Raw genomic sequence first — 15,309 nt, forward strand, 5'->3', positions numbered from 1 at the left:
CGGCCTGTCACGACAGGGCCGGACTCAGAGCCGCTCAGGCGTCCGGATGCCCAGCAGGTCCATGCCCCGGTGGAGCGTGCGGGCCGTGACGTCGCAGAGGAACAGGCGGTTCTCGATCTGCTCGGGCGTCTCGGCCTTGAGCACCGGGCACTTGTCGTAGAACGTCGTGTAGAGGGACGCCAACTGGTACAGGTACGCCGTCATCTTGTGCGGGGCGTACTCCTTCGCCGCCTCGGCCACCGTCTCCGCGAACGCGTCGACGTGCAGGCCCAGGGCCCGCTCCGCCGCGTGCAGCTCCAGCTCGGGGTGCGCGGCCGGGCGGACCTCGCCTGCCTTGCGCAGGATCGACTGGATACGCGCGTACGCGTACTGGAGGTAGACGGAGGTGTCGCCGTTGAGCGAGACCATCTGGTCCAGGTCGAACTTGTAGTCGCGGTTGGCCGACGTCGACAGGTCCGCGTACTTCACCGCGCCGATGCCCACCTGGGTGCCCCGCTCGGCGATCTCCTCCTCGGAGAGGTCCTGGGCCTTCTCCCGGACCACGGCCGAGGCGCGGTCGATCGCCTCGTCGAGGAGGTCGACCAGGCGGACCGTCTCGCCCTCACGGGTCTTGAACGGCTTGCCGTCCTTGCCGAGGACCGTGCCGAAGGCCAACTGCACCGCGTGCACGTCCTCGTTCAGCCAGCCGGCGCGGCGGGCCGTCTCGAAGACCATCTTGAAGTGGAGCGACTGGCGGGCGTCCACCACGTAGAGGAGCGTGTCCGCCTTGAGGCTGAAGACGCGGTCGCGGATCGCGGAGAGGTCGGTCGCCGCGTAGCCGTAGCCGCCGTCCGACTTCTGCACGATCAGCGGGACCCGCTTGCCGTCCGGGCCCTTGATGTCGTCGAAGAAGACGCACAGCGCGCCTTCGGAGCGCTCCGCGACGCCCGACTCCTCCAGAAGGCGGCAGGTCTCGGCGAGCATGTCGTTGTAGCCGGACTCGCCGACGATGTCCGCGTCGCGGATCTCCATGTCCAGCTTCTCGAAGACGGAGAAGAAGTAGATCTTCGACTCGTCGACGAACTTCTGCCACATGGCCAGCGTCCGCGGGTCGCCCGCCTGGAGGTCGACCACCCGGCGCCGGGCGCGCGTCTTGAACTCCTCGTCGGCGTCGAAGACCTTGCGGGCGGCCTTGTAGAGGCGGTCCAGGTTCGACATCGCCTCTTCGCCGGAGACCTCGTCGGCCTTGTGGTCCAGCTCGTGCGGGTGCTCCTCCAGGTACTGGATGAGCATGCCGAACTGGGTGCCCCAGTCGCCGATGTGGTGGCGCCGGACCACGTTCTCGCCGGTGAACTCCAGCAGCTGCACCACGGAGTCGCCGATCACCGCGGAGCGCAGGTGGCCGACGTGCATCTCCTTCGCCACGTTCGGCTGGGCGTAGTCGATGACCGTGGTGCCGGGCTGCTCGGTCTGCGGCACGCCGAGGCGGCCGGTGTCGTCCGCGTAGCGCGCGGCGAGGTTCTCGGTGATCGCCTTGTCGGTGATCGTGATGTTCAGGAAGCCGGGGCCGGAGACCTCGACGTCCTTGATCACCTCACCCGACTCGACCCGGGAGACGACCTGCGTGGCCAGGTCCCGCGGGTTCGCCTTCGCCTTCTTCGCGAGGGCCAGGATCCCGTTGGCCTGGAAATCGGCCCGGTCGCTTCGTCGCAGCAGCGGGTCCGCGGAGCCGGCCTCCGGCAGAGCTGCCGACAGGGCCGCCGCGAGGCGCTGGTGGACGGAGTCGCTGAGGGACGTGACCGAGGCCATAGGTAAGGGTGCCGTTCTCCTCGTGGGGATGGATAGACCCGCCCAGTATCCCATGGGGTTCTGAGCCGCTGCCGCCGCTTGATCGAGTGCGGGCGGGCCGGCCGGACGCGGCGGTGCTGGACGAGGTCGGGGTCTTCCTCGGCTCGGCGGCGTCGCGGGGCCTCGCGGCGCGCTCTCGGCCACGTCGCCCCCCAGCCGCAAAGACCACTCGCCACGACGCGGCAGCCGGGGCGATCAAACGGCGCGCCCCGGGACATCCGATCCGGCGGCGGACGGCACCTCCCCGTATCGACCGGAGTGATCGTTACGGGCATCGGACCGCCCGGGCCTTGACCGGGCGCCCCGGGGCGTGAGGGAGCCCCCGCATTCCCGGCCCACGACCAGGAGTCGTGCGCCCGGGCGCGGAGCGAAAGCGGGTGACCCGCGTGCCCCACACCGTTCGGAGCACGCGACTGAGCACGAGCTCCGGCATCAGGACTCACTGCCACTCGGTCCCTGGGAACGGTCTGGGACAATGATGCGGTCAGCCGTGCGACCGTACCGGCTGCCCGATGCAGAAAGAAGGACGTGCCGATCGTGGCTCAGAGCACCGAGACCACCGACTGGGTCTCCCGTTTCGCGGATGAGGTCATCGAGGAGTCGGAGCGCCGTGCCCCGGGCAAACCCGTCGTCGTCGCGTCCGGGCTGTCCCCGTCCGGCCCCATCCACCTGGGGAACCTGCGCGAGGTCATGACCCCGCATCTCGTCGCCGACGAGATCCGCCGCCGGGGACACCGGGTGCGGCACCTGATCTCCTGGGACGACTACGACCGCTACCGCAAGGTGCCGGCCGGTGTCCCGGGCGTCGACGAGTCGTGGGCCGAGCACATCGGCAAGCCGCTGACGTCCGTCCCGGCGCCGAAGGGCTCCTCGCACGCGAACTGGGCCGAGCACTTCAAGGCCACGATGATCGAGTCGCTGGCCGGGCTCGGCGTGGAGTTCGACGGGATCAGCCAGACCGAGCAGTACACCTCCGGCGTGTACCGCGAGCAGATCCTGCACGCCATGAAGCACCGCGGCGACATCGACGCGATCCTCGACCAGTACCGGACGAAGAAGGCCCCGGCCAAGAAGCAGCAGGGGCAGAAGCCGGTCGACGAGGCCGAGCTGGAGGCCGCCGAGGGCTCCGGCGCGGCCGGTGAGGACGACGGCAGCTCCGGGGCCGCCGGGTACTTCCCGTACAAGCCGTACTGCGGCAACTGCGAGAAGGACCTCACCACCGTCACGTCCTACGACGACGACTCCACCGAGCTGACGTACGCCTGCACCGCGTGCGGCTTCTCGGAGACGGTCCGGCTGAGCGAGTTCAACCGCGGCAAGCTGGTCTGGAAGGTCGACTGGCCGATGCGGTGGGCGTACGAGGGAGTCGTGTTCGAGCCGTCCGGCGTCGACCACTCCTCCCCGGGGTCCTCCTTCCAGGTGGGCGGGCAGATCGTCGGGATCTTCGGCGGGAAGCAGCCGATCGGCCCGATGTACGCCTTCGTCGGCATCTCCGGCATGGCGAAGATGTCGTCCTCGAAGGGCGGCGTGCCCACCCCGGCCGACGCCCTGAAGATCATGGAACCGCAGCTGCTGCGCTGGCTCTACGCCCGGCGCCGGCCCAACCAGTCCTTCAAGGTCGCCTTCGACCAGGAGATCCAGCGTCTCTACGACGAGTGGGACCGGCTGGACGCCAAGGTCGCCGACGGCAGCGCCCTGCCGGCCGACGTCGCCGCGCACTCCCGCGCGGTGCGTACGGCCGCCGGTGAGCTGCCGCAAACGCCCCGGCCGCTGTCGTACCGGACGCTGGCGTCCGTCGCGGACATCACCGCCGGACACGAGGACCAGGCGCTGCGCATCCTCAGCGAGCTCGACCCGGAGCAGCCGCTGACCTCGCTCGACGAGGCGCGGCCGCGGTACGACAAGGCTGAGGCGTGGATCAACACGCACGTACCCGCCGACCAGCGGACCATCGTGCGGGACGAGCCCGACGGCGAGTTGCTGAAGTCGCTCGACGAGCAGGGGCGGCAGTCGCTGCGGCTGCTGCTCGACGGACTCGCCGACCACTGGTCGCTCGACGGGCTGACCCACCTGGTCTACGGCGTACCGAAGGTGCAGGCCGGGTTCTCGGCCGACGCGACCCCGAAGGAGCTGCCGCCGGAGATCAAGACCGCCCAGCGGTCCTTCTTCGCGCTGCTGTACCACCTGCTGGTCGGGAGGGACACCGGACCGCGGCTGCCCACGCTGCTGCTGGCGGTGGGGCAGGACCGGGTGCGGGCGCTGCTCGGGGAGTGAGGCGTGAAGGGGGCCCTCGGGTGAGGGCCCCCTTCCGTATCAGGTCCGGTCAAGTCCGGTGGCTATGCGATGTGGTCCTCTTCCAGTTCCGCGTTGTGGCGGTTGGTGAAGCGGCTGACCATGCGCTTGGCGTCTTCCGGGGGGAGGCCGATGCCGAACTCCGCCTGCACGTTGTCGATGAGTTCGCGGGGCGTCGGATAGCTGCCGTTGATCGACTGCTTGAAGACCTGGTAGTAGGACTCCTCGTCCGGTTCGGCGATCGGCGGGGGCGGGGTGCCGCCGCCTTCGCCCAGTTCGCGGGTGCGGTTCGGGCCGACCGGGATGGGGAAGCTGCCGGTCTCCTCCGGGCCGGGTTCCTCCTCGTACCGCCGCTGGTACTGCTCGGCCTCCTGCTGCTCCGCGTACCACTGGGCGTACTGCTCGGCGGGGTCGTAGGCCGGGTCGTAGCCGCCCTGGTATTCGACCTCTCGGGGCGTCTGGAACCAGGGGCTCTGGTCGGCCTCGGGCTCGGGTTCGGGCTCCTGGTACGCGGCCTTCTTGTCGCGCTCGAGTCGAGGGCGCCGCTCGCCCGGCTCCGACGGCCGCTGCGGGACGGGGGCCGGCCCGACGGCACGATGGCCGGCGGCCGGATCAGCCGCGTCCAGGGCCTGCTGCGGAGGCGGGGGGATCAGCGCGGGTTCGATGCCCGCCGCCGCCAGACCCGCCGGGGCCGTTTGCGCCAGGGGGACGCCGTAGCGGGCCAGCCGCAGCGGCATCAAGGACTCCACCGGGGCCTTCCTCCGCCATGCCCGCCCGAATCGCGACCGCAACCGCGCCTGGTAGACGAGACGTTCCTGCTCCAGCTTGATGACCTGCTCGTAGGAACGGAGTTCCCACAGCTTCATCCGGCGCCACAGGAGGAACGTGGGGAGGGGGGAGAGGAGCCAGCGGGTGAGACGGACCCCCTCCATGTGTTTGTCGGCCGTGATGTCGGCGATGCGGCCGATCGCGTGGCGGGCCGCCTCGACCGACACCACGAACAGGACCGGGATGACCGCGTGCATGCCCACGCCGAGCGGATCCGGCCAGGCGGCGGCGCCGTTGAAGGCGATCGTCGCCGCCGTCAGCAGCCACGCCGTCTGGCGCAGAAGCGGGAACGGGATCCTGATCCAGGTGAGGAGCAGATCCAGGGCCAGCAGGACGCAGATGCCCGCGTCGATGCCGATCGGGAAGACGTAGGAAAAGTTCCCGAAGCCCTTCTTGAGGGCCAACTCGCGGACCGCCGCGTACGAACCGGCGAAGCCGATGCCGGCGATGATCACGGCGCCGGCCACGACCATGCCGATGAGAACACGGTGCATCCGAGTCAGCTGCAGTGGCGCGGCCACCCGTACCCCTCCCCTTTGCGTGTTGGTGCGCGCAACAGGGTGGCACATGCGTGCGGGGGAACAGATGGCCGGTTCCGGTGCGGTCCTGATTCACCAGGTCGAAGCCGGGCGTCTGCACGCGCCGGGTTCGGCCCGCGGACGCCGCGCCCCGGACGCGGAGGTCGCCGGGATCCGGCGCCGGACCGCGGACCGGGCGCCACAGCGCGGCCGAAGGAGACGCACCGGGACCAAGTGCTCGCGGGCCTGCGCGTCTTGGCGGTCCCGACCTCCACGCACGTGGGGCGGGTGGGCACACCGCGTGACACGGCCCGCCTCGCAGCGGAGCAACAAGACCGCTGTGCGGCGCCCGTCATCGTGCCGGGGAACTGACGAGAACGCCGTCCGGCGAGCCGCGGAGCCGCTCGCGGCCCCTACGCGCGGCCACCCGCGCCCCGCCGGGCGGGGACGGGCGGCCGGTTCCCGTCGGGCTTGTTCAGCTCGTCGACGCGGGCTTCTTGGACGGCGACTCCGACGCGTCCTTCGAGGGCTCGTCGCCGGCTCCCCCGGACGCCGCCTTCGACGGGGACTTGGAGGAGGACTGCGTCGGACTGCCGCTCGCGTCGCCGCCACCCTTGCCGTTCGCCTCGGACACCGCCGTGACGACCTCCTTGGCGGCCTTCTTCGCGTCCTTCAGCAGGTCGTCGGCGCTCGGGGACTTGTCACCGGCGAGACCCGCACCGTTGTAGTCGAGGATGACGACGACGTTCTCGACGCGCGCCACGATCGCCTGCTGCTTGAAGGTGCCTTCCTTCTTCTTCAGCTCGTAGCGCACGGCCGTCGCCTGGTCGCCCGTGCCGGTCACCGGCTCCGACTTGGCGCTCTTGGCGCCCTCGACGGCCTGGGCGTCCTGGATCTGCTTCTCGTAGTACTCCTGGGCCAGCTTGTCGGCCGGACCGCGCGTGGCGTCCGACTCGAAGCGCAGCATCGACACGTTCAGCCAGCGGAACTGCGAGCCCTTCACGCCGTTGTTCTCGAGGCTGTCCCAGGAGCAGCTGCCGCGTGTCGAGACATCGTCCGACTTGCCCTCCTTGCCGGACTTGCTCTCCGGGACGAGGCCCTCCAGCGTCTTCTTGGAGAGCACCTTGCACGGCTCCGGAAGCTTGCCGTACGCCGCCGCCTGCACGGTCGGCGACGGGCTCGCGGACGCCGACGCCGACGCCGCGGCCTTGGCGGCCTTGTCCGTGCTGTCACCGGAGCCGGAGTCCGAGGAGCAGCCGGCGGCCACCAGCATCACGGGGACGGCGGCCGCGCAGACAAGGACGCGGTGGAGGCGCTTCGCTCGCTGGTCTCGCTCTTCTCGCTGTGCTCGTCGCTGCATGGTTCCTTCACTCATGACGCTCGTGGTTCCCTGCGGTCGGAACGGGTCCGAGTGGTCACGGTACGCGGTGAGGCAACGGTGTGTTCTTCCTTCGCATGCTTCGCGGGTACGCGTGAAGGGGCCGTGAAGCAGCCTCAGCCGCCCAGCGAATCGGCCAGCCGAGCGGCCAGTTTCTGCGCCCTGTCCTGCATTTCCCCGCTGTCCGGGACGACGCCGACGATCGCCGGCTGCTCCGCGTACTCGACGGTCACGATGACGTTGGACGTGCGGAACGCCACAGTCACCGTCCGCTGCTTCGCCGTCGAACCGGAGCTGCTCAGCTCGTCGTCGAGGAAGGCCTCGTCGCCGAGCTCCTCCAGCACGCGCGGCTGGAGCTCGGTCGGGGCCGCAGAGGCGGACGCCGACGGCGAGGAGGAACCGGACGGGGAGGGGGAGCCGCTCGGGGCGGTGGAGGAACCGCCGGCCGGGGTGCTGCCGGCGGGAGCGGATCCGGCGGGCGCCGACCCGGTGGCTGTCGGCTCCGGGAGGTGCGCCGACGCCTCCCGCTCCGCGAAGAGCTGCTCGGCCTGACTGTCGTCGCTGACGGCGTTGTCGTAGGAGACGACCCGTTCGAAATCGATCAGCAGATGGTCGGTGGCCTCCTGGGAGTCGACCTTCCACCGGCAGCCGACCTTGCGGTCGTTGTCGAACGTGCTCGTCGCCTCGCCCTCGTAGGCCTTCTCGCGCTGCTCCTTGTCGCGGATCTGCCGGATACCGGGCAGGAGTTCGTCGAGCATGCCCTGGTCGGCCGCCTCGCAGGGCTCGGGGAGCGTGCGGTACCGGCCCGGCTCGGCCGCGGCCGACGCCGTGCCGGTGTCGCCCGGGTTGGTGTCGTCCGTCGTGCCGCCGCCGCCCGAACCACCGGTGCAGCCGGCCAGCAGCGCCGCGAGGAGCGCGGCGACACCGGGTGCGTAGGCCTTCCATTGCACGTGGTGGCTCCTCTCGACGCGGATATTGGCTTGCCGCCGTAGGGCGGGCGATGAACACAATGTGTATCGCACGCACTGCCGTGGACGCCGGTCCGATTTCCCTTTCGTCGACCTTGGCTCCGGTATTTGCTCTTGAAGACTTATATCCGTTCACGGGGGATCGAGGATGTTATGTCGTACGTAGAAATGCCTGGTGCGAAGGTACCCATCCGCATGTGGACCGACCCGGCCTCGGTCGACGTCTCGGCGCTCCAGCAGCTCCAGAACGTCGCCACACTGCCGTGGATCAAGGGTCTGGCCGTCATGCCCGACGTGCACTACGGCAAGGGCGCGACGGTCGGCTCCGTCATCGCGATGCGGGGTGCGGTGTGCCCGGCGGCGGTGGGTGTCGACATCGGCTGCGGAATGTCCGCGGTGAAGACGTCCCTGACGGCGAACGATCTGCCCGGGGATCTGTCGCGCCTGCGGTCGAGGATCGAGCAGGTGATTCCGGTGGGGCGGGGGATGCACGACGATCCCGTCGACCCGGGGCGGTACCACGGGCTGGCCACCGCCGGGTGGGACGACTTCTGGCAGCGGTTCGACGGGGTCGCGGAGGCGGTCAAGTTCCGTTCGGAACGTGCCGCCAAGCAGATGGGAACGCTCGGCGGGGGCAATCACTTCGTTGAAGTCTGTACGGATACGGCCGGTTCTGTCTGGCTGATGCTGCACTCCGGTTCCCGCAACATCGGCAAGGAACTGGCCGAGCACCACATCGGCGTGGCCCGGAAGCTCCCGCACAACCAGGGCCTGGTCGACCGCGACCTCGCGGTGTTCGTCGCGGACACCCCGCAGATGGCGGCGTACCGGAACGACCTCTTCTGGGCGCAGGAGTACGCGAAGTACAACCGCACCCTGATGATGGCGCTCCTGAAGGACGTGATCCGCAAGGAGTTCAAGAAGGCCGCGCCGGTCTTCCAGCCGGAGATCAGCGCGCACCACAACTACGTGGCCGAGGAGCGCTACGACGGCATGGACCTGCTCGTGACCCGCAAGGGCGCGATCCGGGCGGGCTCCGGCGAGTACGGGATCATCCCGGGCTCCATGGGTACGGGTTCGTACATCGTGAAGGGTCTCGGGAACGACAAGTCCTTCAACTCCGCCTCGCACGGCGCGGGCCGGCGCATGAGCCGCAACGCGGCGAAGCGGCGCTTCTCGACGAAGGACCTGGAGGAGCAGACCCGGGGCGTGGAGTGCCGCAAGGACTCCGGGGTCGTGGACGAGATCCCCGGCGCGTACAAGCCGATCGAGCAGGTCATCGACCAGCAGCGGGACCTGGTGGAGGTCGTGGCGAAGCTGAAGCAGGTCGTGTGCGTCAAGGGATGACCGGCCGGGTCTACGGCTCCCGGTGCACCTTCGTGTTCGACGCCTGGGCGCGGGGGCGGAGGACCAGGAGGTCGACGTTGACGTGGGCGGGGCGGGTGACCGCCCAGGTGATCGTGTCGGCGACGTCGTCGGCGGTGAGGGGCTCGGCCACGCCCTCGTAGACCTTGGCCGCCTTGTCCGCGTCGCCGCCGAAGCGGGTCAGGGCGAACTCGTCCGTCCTGACCATGCCCGGGGCGATCTCGATGACGCGCACCGGTCGGCCGACGATCTCCAGGCGGAGTGTCTCGGCGAGGACGTGGGCGCCGTGCTTGGCGGCGGCGTAGCCCGCGCCGCCCTCGTAGGTGCCGTGGCCCGCGGTGGAGGAGACGACCACGACCGTGCCGTCGCCGCTCGCGATCAGCTTGGGCAGCAGGGCCTGGGTGAGGTTGAGGGTGCCGATGACGTTCGTCTCGTACATCTGGCGCCAGTCGGCCGGGTCGCCGGTCGCGACCGGATCGGCGCCGAGCGCGCCGCCCGCGTTGTTCACGAGGACGCCGATCGTCCGGAAGGCCGTGGCGAACTCGTCGACGGCCGCACGGTCGGTGACGTCGAGGGGGTACGCCGTGGCCTGGTGGCCCGCCTGGGTGATCTCCTCGGCCAGTGCCTCGATGCGGTCCTTGCGGCGCGCGGTGAGGACGACGCGGTAGCCCGCGGCGGCGAGCCGGCGGGCCGTGGCGGCGCCGATTCCGCTGCTCGCACCCGTGACGACGGCGATACGGGAGGCGGCGGACGGGGCGGCGGCGGTGGCCATGGGAGCTCCTCGGGCGGGTGCGGGGCGGGGTCCGGCCGGCTCGGGTGCCGGGGCTTCCGGCCAGGATAGGCGGGGCCCGTGGTGGGAGAATGAGGGTGGGTGATCCCCGGTTCCCCTGGAGGTGGATCATGGGCGAGGCACGCGAGGTCATGGACCGGCTCACGGACGCGGTCACCACGCACGCGGATCTGAAGGTCATCGGCGAGCTGTACGCCGAGGACGCGGTGGCCTTCACGCCCGACGAGGGCGAGCTGCGCGGGCGTGACGCGATCCTCGAGTACTGGCGGTCGATGACGGAGGCGGTTCCCGACGCGTCGTTCGAGACGCTGCACTCCTACGAGGTCGGTGACACGGCCATCGACGAGGGGGTCTTCAGCGGGCGGAACACCGGGCCGCTGGAGCTGCCCAACGGTGAGACGCTGCCGCCGACGCGGAAGGAGATCCGGATCCGCGGGGTGGACATCGCCACGGTGAAGGACGGGCGGATCGTCGACTACCGGCTGTACTTCGACGAGATGGATTTCCTGGGGCAGTTGGGGCTGCTGCCGGACGAGCCGTTCTGAGGGGCGGTCAGTCTCCTCGCGGGGCGTACATGATGACCGCCATGCCCGCGAGGCAGATCAGCGCGCCCGCGATGTCCCAGCGGTCCGGGCGGTAGCCGTCGGCGGCCACGCCCCACAGGATCGAGCCGGCGACGAAGATCCCGCCGTACGCGGCGAGGACGCGGCCGAAGTGCGCGTCGGGCTGGAACGTCGCGACGAAGCCGTACGCGCCGAGTGCGAGGACGCCGCCGGCCGTCCAGAGCCAGCCCTTGTGCTCACGTACGCCCTGCCAGACGAGCCAGGCGCCGCCGATCTCGAAGACGGCGGCGACGACGAAGAGGGCGGCGGAGCGGAGCACGACCATGGCGGTCAGCTTCGCATGCCGGGCCCTGTCGCCCGGCCCGGGCCTCCGCTGCGTACGCCACGGGGGGTACTCGCACCGTCGTCGTGAGGTCCCGGTCCAGAAGGGTCCGGCCGGCGCAGCCGAGGTCGGCGGCGGGGGCGCCCGGTCGATGTCGCTGCGGTGCCGGCTTGTTCCAGGACCTCGTGGACGCGGGAGCGGAGGATGAGCCACTTGGGCCTGACGCCGACATGGCCGGGAAGAGCCGTTGCGCGGCCCGCACGGACAGGCCCGGCGCGGGGCGAAGTCGCCGGCGCGGTGCCGGGGGCCGAGGGCGCGTCGGCGTTCGAGCCGCTGCTCGCACGGACGGGCAGGGATCCGGGAATAGTCCGCCGGTCGCTGCCGTTCCCCGTTATGGTTGAACAGTAAACAACCTGGAGGGTGAGCGACCATGCAGTTCGGGATCTTCAGTGTCGGCGACGTCACGCCGGACCCGACCACCGGCCGGACGCCGACCGAGCGCGAGCGGATCAAGGCCATGGTCGCCATCGCGCTGAAGGCCGAGGAGGCCGGACTCGACGTCTTCGCGACCGGCGAGCACCACAACCCGCCGTTCGTGCCGTCGTCCCCGACCACGATGCTCGGCCACATCGCCGCCCGCACCGAGCGGCTGATCCTCTCCACCGCCACCACCCTCATCACCACCAACGACCCGGTGAAGATCGCCGAGGACTTCGCGATGCTCCAGCACCTGGCCGACGGCCGGGTGGATCTGATGCTGGGGCGCGGGAACACCGCCCCCGTCTACCCCTGGTTCGGGCAGGACATCCGGCAGGGCATCCCGCTCGCCGTCGAGAACTACGCCCTGCTGCACCGGCTGTGGCGCGAGGAGCGCGTCGACTGGGAGGGGAAGTTCCGTACGCCCCTGCAGGGCTTCACCGCCACGCCCCGCCCGCTGGACGACGTGCCGCCGTTCGTCTGGCACGGGTCGATCCGCTCGCCGGAGATCGCCGAGCAGGCCGCGTACTACGGCGACGGCTTCTTCCACAACAACATCTTCTGGCCGGCCGACCACACCAAGCGCATGGTCGAGCTGTACCGGACCCGGTACGCCCACTACGGGCACGGCACGCCCGAGCAGGCGATCGTCGGGCTCGGCGGGCATGTGTTCATGCGGAGGAACGCGCAGGACGCGGTGCGCGAGTTCCGGCCGTACTTCGACGTCGCCCCGGTGTACGGGCACGGGCCGTCACTGGAGGACTTCATGGCGCAGACGCCGCTGACCGTCGGCTCCCCGCAGCAGGTCATCGAGAAGACGCTGGCCTTCCGCAGTTACGCCGGCGACTACCAGCGCCAGCTGTTCCTGGTCGACCACGCCGGTCTGCCGCTGAAGACGGTGCTGGAGCAGATCGACCTGCTGGGCGAGGAGGTCGTACCGGTGCTGCGCAAGGAGTTCGCCGTGGGCCGCCCGGCGGACGTGCCGGACGCCCCGACGCACGCGGCCCGGCTCGCGCGGGCCCGAGGGTGAGAGGACGGTAGTGACCAGGCCTGTGGTTGCGTGGGCCCTGGTGAGAGGCCAGTAAGAAGGACGCTTCGGTGTCGCGCGCAGGGTCACGGGGGCCCCGGGGCTTGGCACACTGGACGCGTGCCCCACACTGTGCTGCTCGCCGAAGACGACCGCGCCATCCGCAACGCCCTGGAGCGCGCCCTGACCCTGGAGGGCTACCAGGTCATGGCGGTCGCCGACGGTGTCGAGGCGCTGGCGCAGGCCCACCGCAACCGTCCGGACGTCCTCGTCCTGGACGTGATGATGCCCGGCATCGACGGGCTCCAGGTGTGCCGCGTGCTGCGCGCCGAGGGCGACCGGACACCGGTGCTGATGCTGACCGCCCTCGTGGAGACCGCCGACCGGATCGCCGGTCTGGACGCGGGCGCCGACGACTACGTCGTGAAGCCCTTCGACGTGGAGGAGGTCTTCGCCCGGCTGCGCGCTCTGCTGCGCCGCACCAGCCCCGTCGGGGCCGGAGCCGGGTCCAGGACCGCGACCGGCCCCGCCGAGGCGCCCAAGCCGCTGCCCGAGCGGTTCATCGAGGCGGCCGGGGTCCGCATGGACCCGCAGGCCCGCCGGGCCTGGCGCGGCACGCGCGAGCTGGAGCTGACCCGCACCGAGTTCGAGCTGCTGGAGCTGCTGGTGCGCAACACGGGCATCGTCCTCGACCACTCGACGATCTACGACCGCATCTGGGGCTACGACTTCGGGCCCGGCTCGAAGAACCTCGCCGTCTACGTCGGCTACCTGCGCCGCAAGCTCGACGAGCCGGACGCGCCGCAGCTGATCCACACGGTGCGGGGCGTGGGTTACGTACTGCGGGAGGACTGAGTGGGCCGCCTGCGCCGGCTGCTGGCGGGGCGTCGGCCGAAGCTGGTCTCGCTGCGCACCACCTTCGCGGTGTCGTTCGCGGCGGTGACGGCGGCCGTGACGATCCTGGTCGGCATTCTGTGCTACAGCGCGGCAGCCCGGCTGGTGCGGGTGGACCAGCAGACGGTGTTCGACGAGGTCGTGCAGGACCTGCGCGGCGAGGTGCGGCAGAACCACATGACGCCCGGCGACTTCTCGTCCGCCGCGCCGGGCCACGACCTGGTGCGGCCCGCCCGGACGGATGTGCAGGTGCTCGGCCCGGACGGGCGAATCGTCGACCGGGGCAGCCCCGGGCTGCCGGTCACCGGCGCCGATGTGCGGATCGCCGCGGCGGACGTCTCCGGGCGGGTGGCCCAGCACAGGGACGTCGACGTCGGCGACGACGTATACCGCGTCGCGACGGTCTCCCTCGGCGGCGGGCGGGGCGCGGTGCAGGTCGCGCAGGAGTTCAGCGATGTCGAGGATCTGCTGCGGGCGCTCCAGCAGCGGACGCTGCTGCTGATGGCCGCCGTGGTGCTCGGCGCGGGGCTGTTCGGCTGGTGGCTGGCCCGGCGGATCACACGTCGCCTGGTGGTGCTCACCGACGCTGCCGAGGACGTCGCCCGCACCCGCCGGCTCGGCATCCAGGTGCCCGTCGCCGGGCACGACGAGGTGGGCCGGCTGGGCCGGGCCTTCGACCGCATGCTGGGCAGGCTCGCCCAGTCCGAGGAGGACCAGCGCCGCCTGGTCCAGGACGCGGGCCACGAACTGCGCACGCCGCTGACCTCGCTGCGTACGAACATCTCCCTGCTGCGCCGGATCGACGAACTGCCGCCGAAGACCCGGGAGGAACTGGTCGCCGACCTGGGCCAGGAGGCGCGGGAGCTGACCGACCTGGTCAACGAGCTGGTCGATCTCGCAGCCGGGCAGTCCGACACCGAGCCGCCGCAGCGGGTGGACCTCGCCGACATCGCGGAGGAGGTGGCGGGGCTCGCCCGGCGCCGCAGCGGTCGGCACATCGTGCTGCGCGCGAGCGGCGACACCACGACCGACGGGCGGCCCGGGATGCTGACCCGGGCGGTGTCCAACCTCGTCGAGAACGCCGTGAAGTTCGACCAGGGCGGCACGCGCCCCATCGAGATCGTCGTCTCCGGGCCCACCCGGGCCGGCACGATCCGCGTCGAGGTCCTCGACCGCGGCCCCGGCATAGCCGAGAACGACCTCGACCGCGTCTTCGACCGCTTCTACCGCGCCGCCGACGCCCGCTCCCTGCCGGGCTCAGGCCTGGGCCTGTCCATCGTCCGTGAGGTGGCCCTCGCGCACGGGGGAGCGCCGTTCGCCCTCCGGCGGGAAGGGGGCGGGGCGGTGATCGGGTTCACGGTGGGCGGGGGCGTCTGACCGGCGAGGGCGTCAAGGCCTCACGCGTGTCCACCATGAGCTCCGGCCCGGCGATGTCCTCGGGGCGGCCGGGGAGGTTCTCGCCTCGGTCGTGGTGGTCGGCGCGCCGCCGGCGGAGACGGCGCCGCCGGGGACCAGCGGCTTCAGCTCGGCGTGGGCGGTGCGAAGAGCGGCGGTGCATCCGGCCGGCCGATGACGATGACCTCGCCAACGCCGATGTCCGACACGGACGTCACGCCTCCCGCCCGGCGTCGATCTCGGCGATCAGGGCGTCGATACGGGTCCTGATCTCGTCGCGGATCGGACGGACGGCCTCGACACCCTTGCCCGCCGGGTCCTCCAGGGCCCAGTCGAGGTACTTCTTGCCGGGGAAGATCGGGCAGGCGTCGCCGCAGCCCATGGTGATGACGTAGTCGGACGCCTGGACGGCCTCGGTGGTGAGGATCTTCGGCTCGGCGTCGGCGATGTCGATGCCGACTTCCTTCATGGCCTCGACCGCGGAGGGATTGACCTGGTCGCCCGGGAGGGAGCCGGCGGAACGGACCTCGATCCGGTCGCCCGCGAGGTGGGAGAGGAATCCGGCGGCCATCTGCGAGCGCCCGGCGTTGTGGACGCAGACGAACAGTACGGAGGCGAGCGGGTTGGAGGACATCGGGTCATCCTTTCGGAGAGATGTGACAGTA

Annotated in this window: 13 protein-coding genes and 1 pseudogene; 6 read left to right on the forward strand and 8 right to left on the reverse strand. The window is 70.9% G+C overall.

All coding sequences use genetic code 11. The features are described 5' to 3' along the window. Positions 1–24 precede the first annotated feature (24 nt). A complete protein-coding gene (gene argS, locus ACWD1U_RS29020) occupies positions 25–1,788 on the reverse strand; it encodes an arginine--tRNA ligase (protein WP_451111915.1) in 1,764 nt (587 codons plus the stop codon). Positions 1,789–2,355: 567 nt separating this feature from the next. Between argS and lysS the strand changes: the two genes are divergently transcribed. Beyond that, positions 2,356–4,101: a lysine--tRNA ligase gene (gene lysS, locus ACWD1U_RS29025; RefSeq protein ID WP_451111917.1), complete on the forward strand. Its 1,746-nt coding sequence runs from the start codon at positions 2,356–2,358 to the stop codon at positions 4,099–4,101. Positions 4,102–4,163: 62 nt separating this feature from the next. Here lysS and ACWD1U_RS29030 read toward each other — a convergent pair whose 3' ends face one another. The 3 genes from ACWD1U_RS29030 to ACWD1U_RS29040 form a co-directional block, all read right to left on the reverse strand. Beyond that, complete coding sequence (locus tag ACWD1U_RS29030; protein ID WP_451111919.1) at positions 4,164–5,441, reverse strand: DUF2637 domain-containing protein; 1,278 nt, start codon at positions 5,439–5,441, stop codon at positions 4,164–4,166. A 499-nt stretch (positions 5,442–5,940) separates the two neighbouring features. After that, the gene (locus ACWD1U_RS29035) at positions 5,941–6,840 is read right to left on the reverse strand and encodes a DUF3558 family protein (RefSeq protein WP_451111921.1); all 900 of its coding nucleotides are present in this window, start codon (positions 6,838–6,840) and stop codon (positions 5,941–5,943) included. A gap of 119 nt (positions 6,841–6,959) precedes the next feature. Further along, on the reverse strand, positions 6,960–7,793 hold the full coding sequence (locus tag ACWD1U_RS29040) for a DUF3558 domain-containing protein (RefSeq protein WP_451111922.1): 834 nt from the start codon (positions 7,791–7,793) through the stop codon (positions 6,960–6,962). Between the two features lie 171 nt (positions 7,794–7,964). Here ACWD1U_RS29040 and ACWD1U_RS29045 point away from each other — a divergent pair, with 171 nt between their 5' ends. Further along, on the forward strand, positions 7,965–9,158 hold the full coding sequence (locus ACWD1U_RS29045) for an RtcB family protein (protein ID WP_451111924.1): 1,194 nt from the start codon (positions 7,965–7,967) through the stop codon (positions 9,156–9,158). 10 nt (positions 9,159–9,168) lie between these two features. On the opposite strand, the gene ACWD1U_RS29050 is transcribed toward ACWD1U_RS29045, so the two are convergent. Continuing rightward, entirely contained in the window at positions 9,169–9,948 is a 780-nt protein-coding gene (locus ACWD1U_RS29050; RefSeq protein ID WP_451111926.1) for an SDR family NAD(P)-dependent oxidoreductase, read from the reverse strand. A 128-nt stretch (positions 9,949–10,076) separates the two neighbouring features. Here ACWD1U_RS29050 and ACWD1U_RS29055 point away from each other — a divergent pair, with 128 nt between their 5' ends. Continuing rightward, positions 10,077–10,511 (forward strand): ester cyclase, encoded by a 435-nt coding sequence (locus ACWD1U_RS29055; protein WP_451111927.1) that lies wholly within the window; start codon positions 10,077–10,079, stop codon positions 10,509–10,511. Between the two features lie 7 nt (positions 10,512–10,518). Here the strand turns inward: ACWD1U_RS29055 and ACWD1U_RS29060 are convergent, their stop codons facing one another. Then, positions 10,519–10,854 carry a YnfA family protein gene (locus tag ACWD1U_RS29060; RefSeq protein WP_451111928.1) on the reverse strand — a complete coding sequence of 112 codons (336 nt, stop codon included), beginning with the start codon at positions 10,852–10,854 and terminating at the stop codon, positions 10,519–10,521. A gap of 427 nt (positions 10,855–11,281) precedes the next feature. Here ACWD1U_RS29060 and ACWD1U_RS29065 point away from each other — a divergent pair, with 427 nt between their 5' ends. The 3 genes from ACWD1U_RS29065 (at position 11,282) to ACWD1U_RS29075 (ending at position 14,626) form a co-directional block, all read left to right on the forward strand. Then, positions 11,282–12,358 (forward strand): LLM class flavin-dependent oxidoreductase, encoded by a 1,077-nt coding sequence (locus tag ACWD1U_RS29065; protein WP_451111930.1) that lies wholly within the window; start codon positions 11,282–11,284, stop codon positions 12,356–12,358. A gap of 117 nt (positions 12,359–12,475) precedes the next feature. Next, positions 12,476–13,210, forward strand: a complete 735-nt coding sequence (locus tag ACWD1U_RS29070; RefSeq protein ID WP_451111931.1) for a response regulator transcription factor — start codon at positions 12,476–12,478, stop codon at positions 13,208–13,210. Then, entirely contained in the window at positions 13,211–14,626 is a 1,416-nt protein-coding gene (locus ACWD1U_RS29075; protein WP_451111932.1) for a HAMP domain-containing sensor histidine kinase, read from the forward strand. Between the two features lie 22 nt (positions 14,627–14,648). Here the strand turns inward: ACWD1U_RS29075 and ACWD1U_RS29080 are convergent. Both ACWD1U_RS29080 and ACWD1U_RS29085 read right to left on the reverse strand, forming a co-directional pair. After that, a pseudogene (locus tag ACWD1U_RS29080) lies at positions 14,649–14,815 on the reverse strand (thioredoxin-disulfide reductase); the annotation flags it as partial. 43 nt (positions 14,816–14,858) lie between these two features. Then, complete coding sequence (locus tag ACWD1U_RS29085; RefSeq protein ID WP_451111934.1) at positions 14,859–15,278, reverse strand: arsenate reductase ArsC; 420 nt, start codon at positions 15,276–15,278, stop codon at positions 14,859–14,861. Positions 15,279–15,309 lie beyond the last annotated feature (31 nt).

It is taken from the genome of Streptomyces sp. NPDC002788 (assembly GCF_053592115.1).

Excerpts from the sequence above, each read along its gene's own strand:
- argS (WP_451111915.1), bottom strand. The coding sequence starts at position 1,788 with ATGGCCTCGGTCACGTCCCTCAGCGACTCCGTCCACCAGCGCCTCGCG.
- ACWD1U_RS29030 (WP_451111919.1), bottom strand. The coding sequence starts at position 5,441 with ATGCACCGTGTTCTCATCGGCATGGTCGTGGCCGGCGCCGTGATCATC.
- ACWD1U_RS29035 (WP_451111921.1), bottom strand. The coding sequence starts at position 6,840 with ATGAGTGAAGGAACCATGCAGCGACGAGCACAGCGAGAAGAGCGAGAC.
- ACWD1U_RS29045 (WP_451111924.1), top strand. The coding sequence starts at position 7,965 with ATGTCGTACGTAGAAATGCCTGGTGCGAAGGTACCCATCCGCATGTGG.
- ACWD1U_RS29050 (WP_451111926.1), bottom strand. The coding sequence starts at position 9,948 with ATGGCCACCGCCGCCGCCCCGTCCGCCGCCTCCCGTATCGCCGTCGTC.
- ACWD1U_RS29055 (WP_451111927.1), top strand. The coding sequence starts at position 10,077 with ATGGGCGAGGCACGCGAGGTCATGGACCGGCTCACGGACGCGGTCACC.
- ACWD1U_RS29060 (WP_451111928.1), bottom strand. The coding sequence starts at position 10,854 with ATGGTCGTGCTCCGCTCCGCCGCCCTCTTCGTCGTCGCCGCCGTCTTC.
- ACWD1U_RS29065 (WP_451111930.1), top strand. The coding sequence starts at position 11,282 with ATGCAGTTCGGGATCTTCAGTGTCGGCGACGTCACGCCGGACCCGACC.
- ACWD1U_RS29085 (WP_451111934.1), bottom strand. The coding sequence starts at position 15,278 with ATGTCCTCCAACCCGCTCGCCTCCGTACTGTTCGTCTGCGTCCACAAC.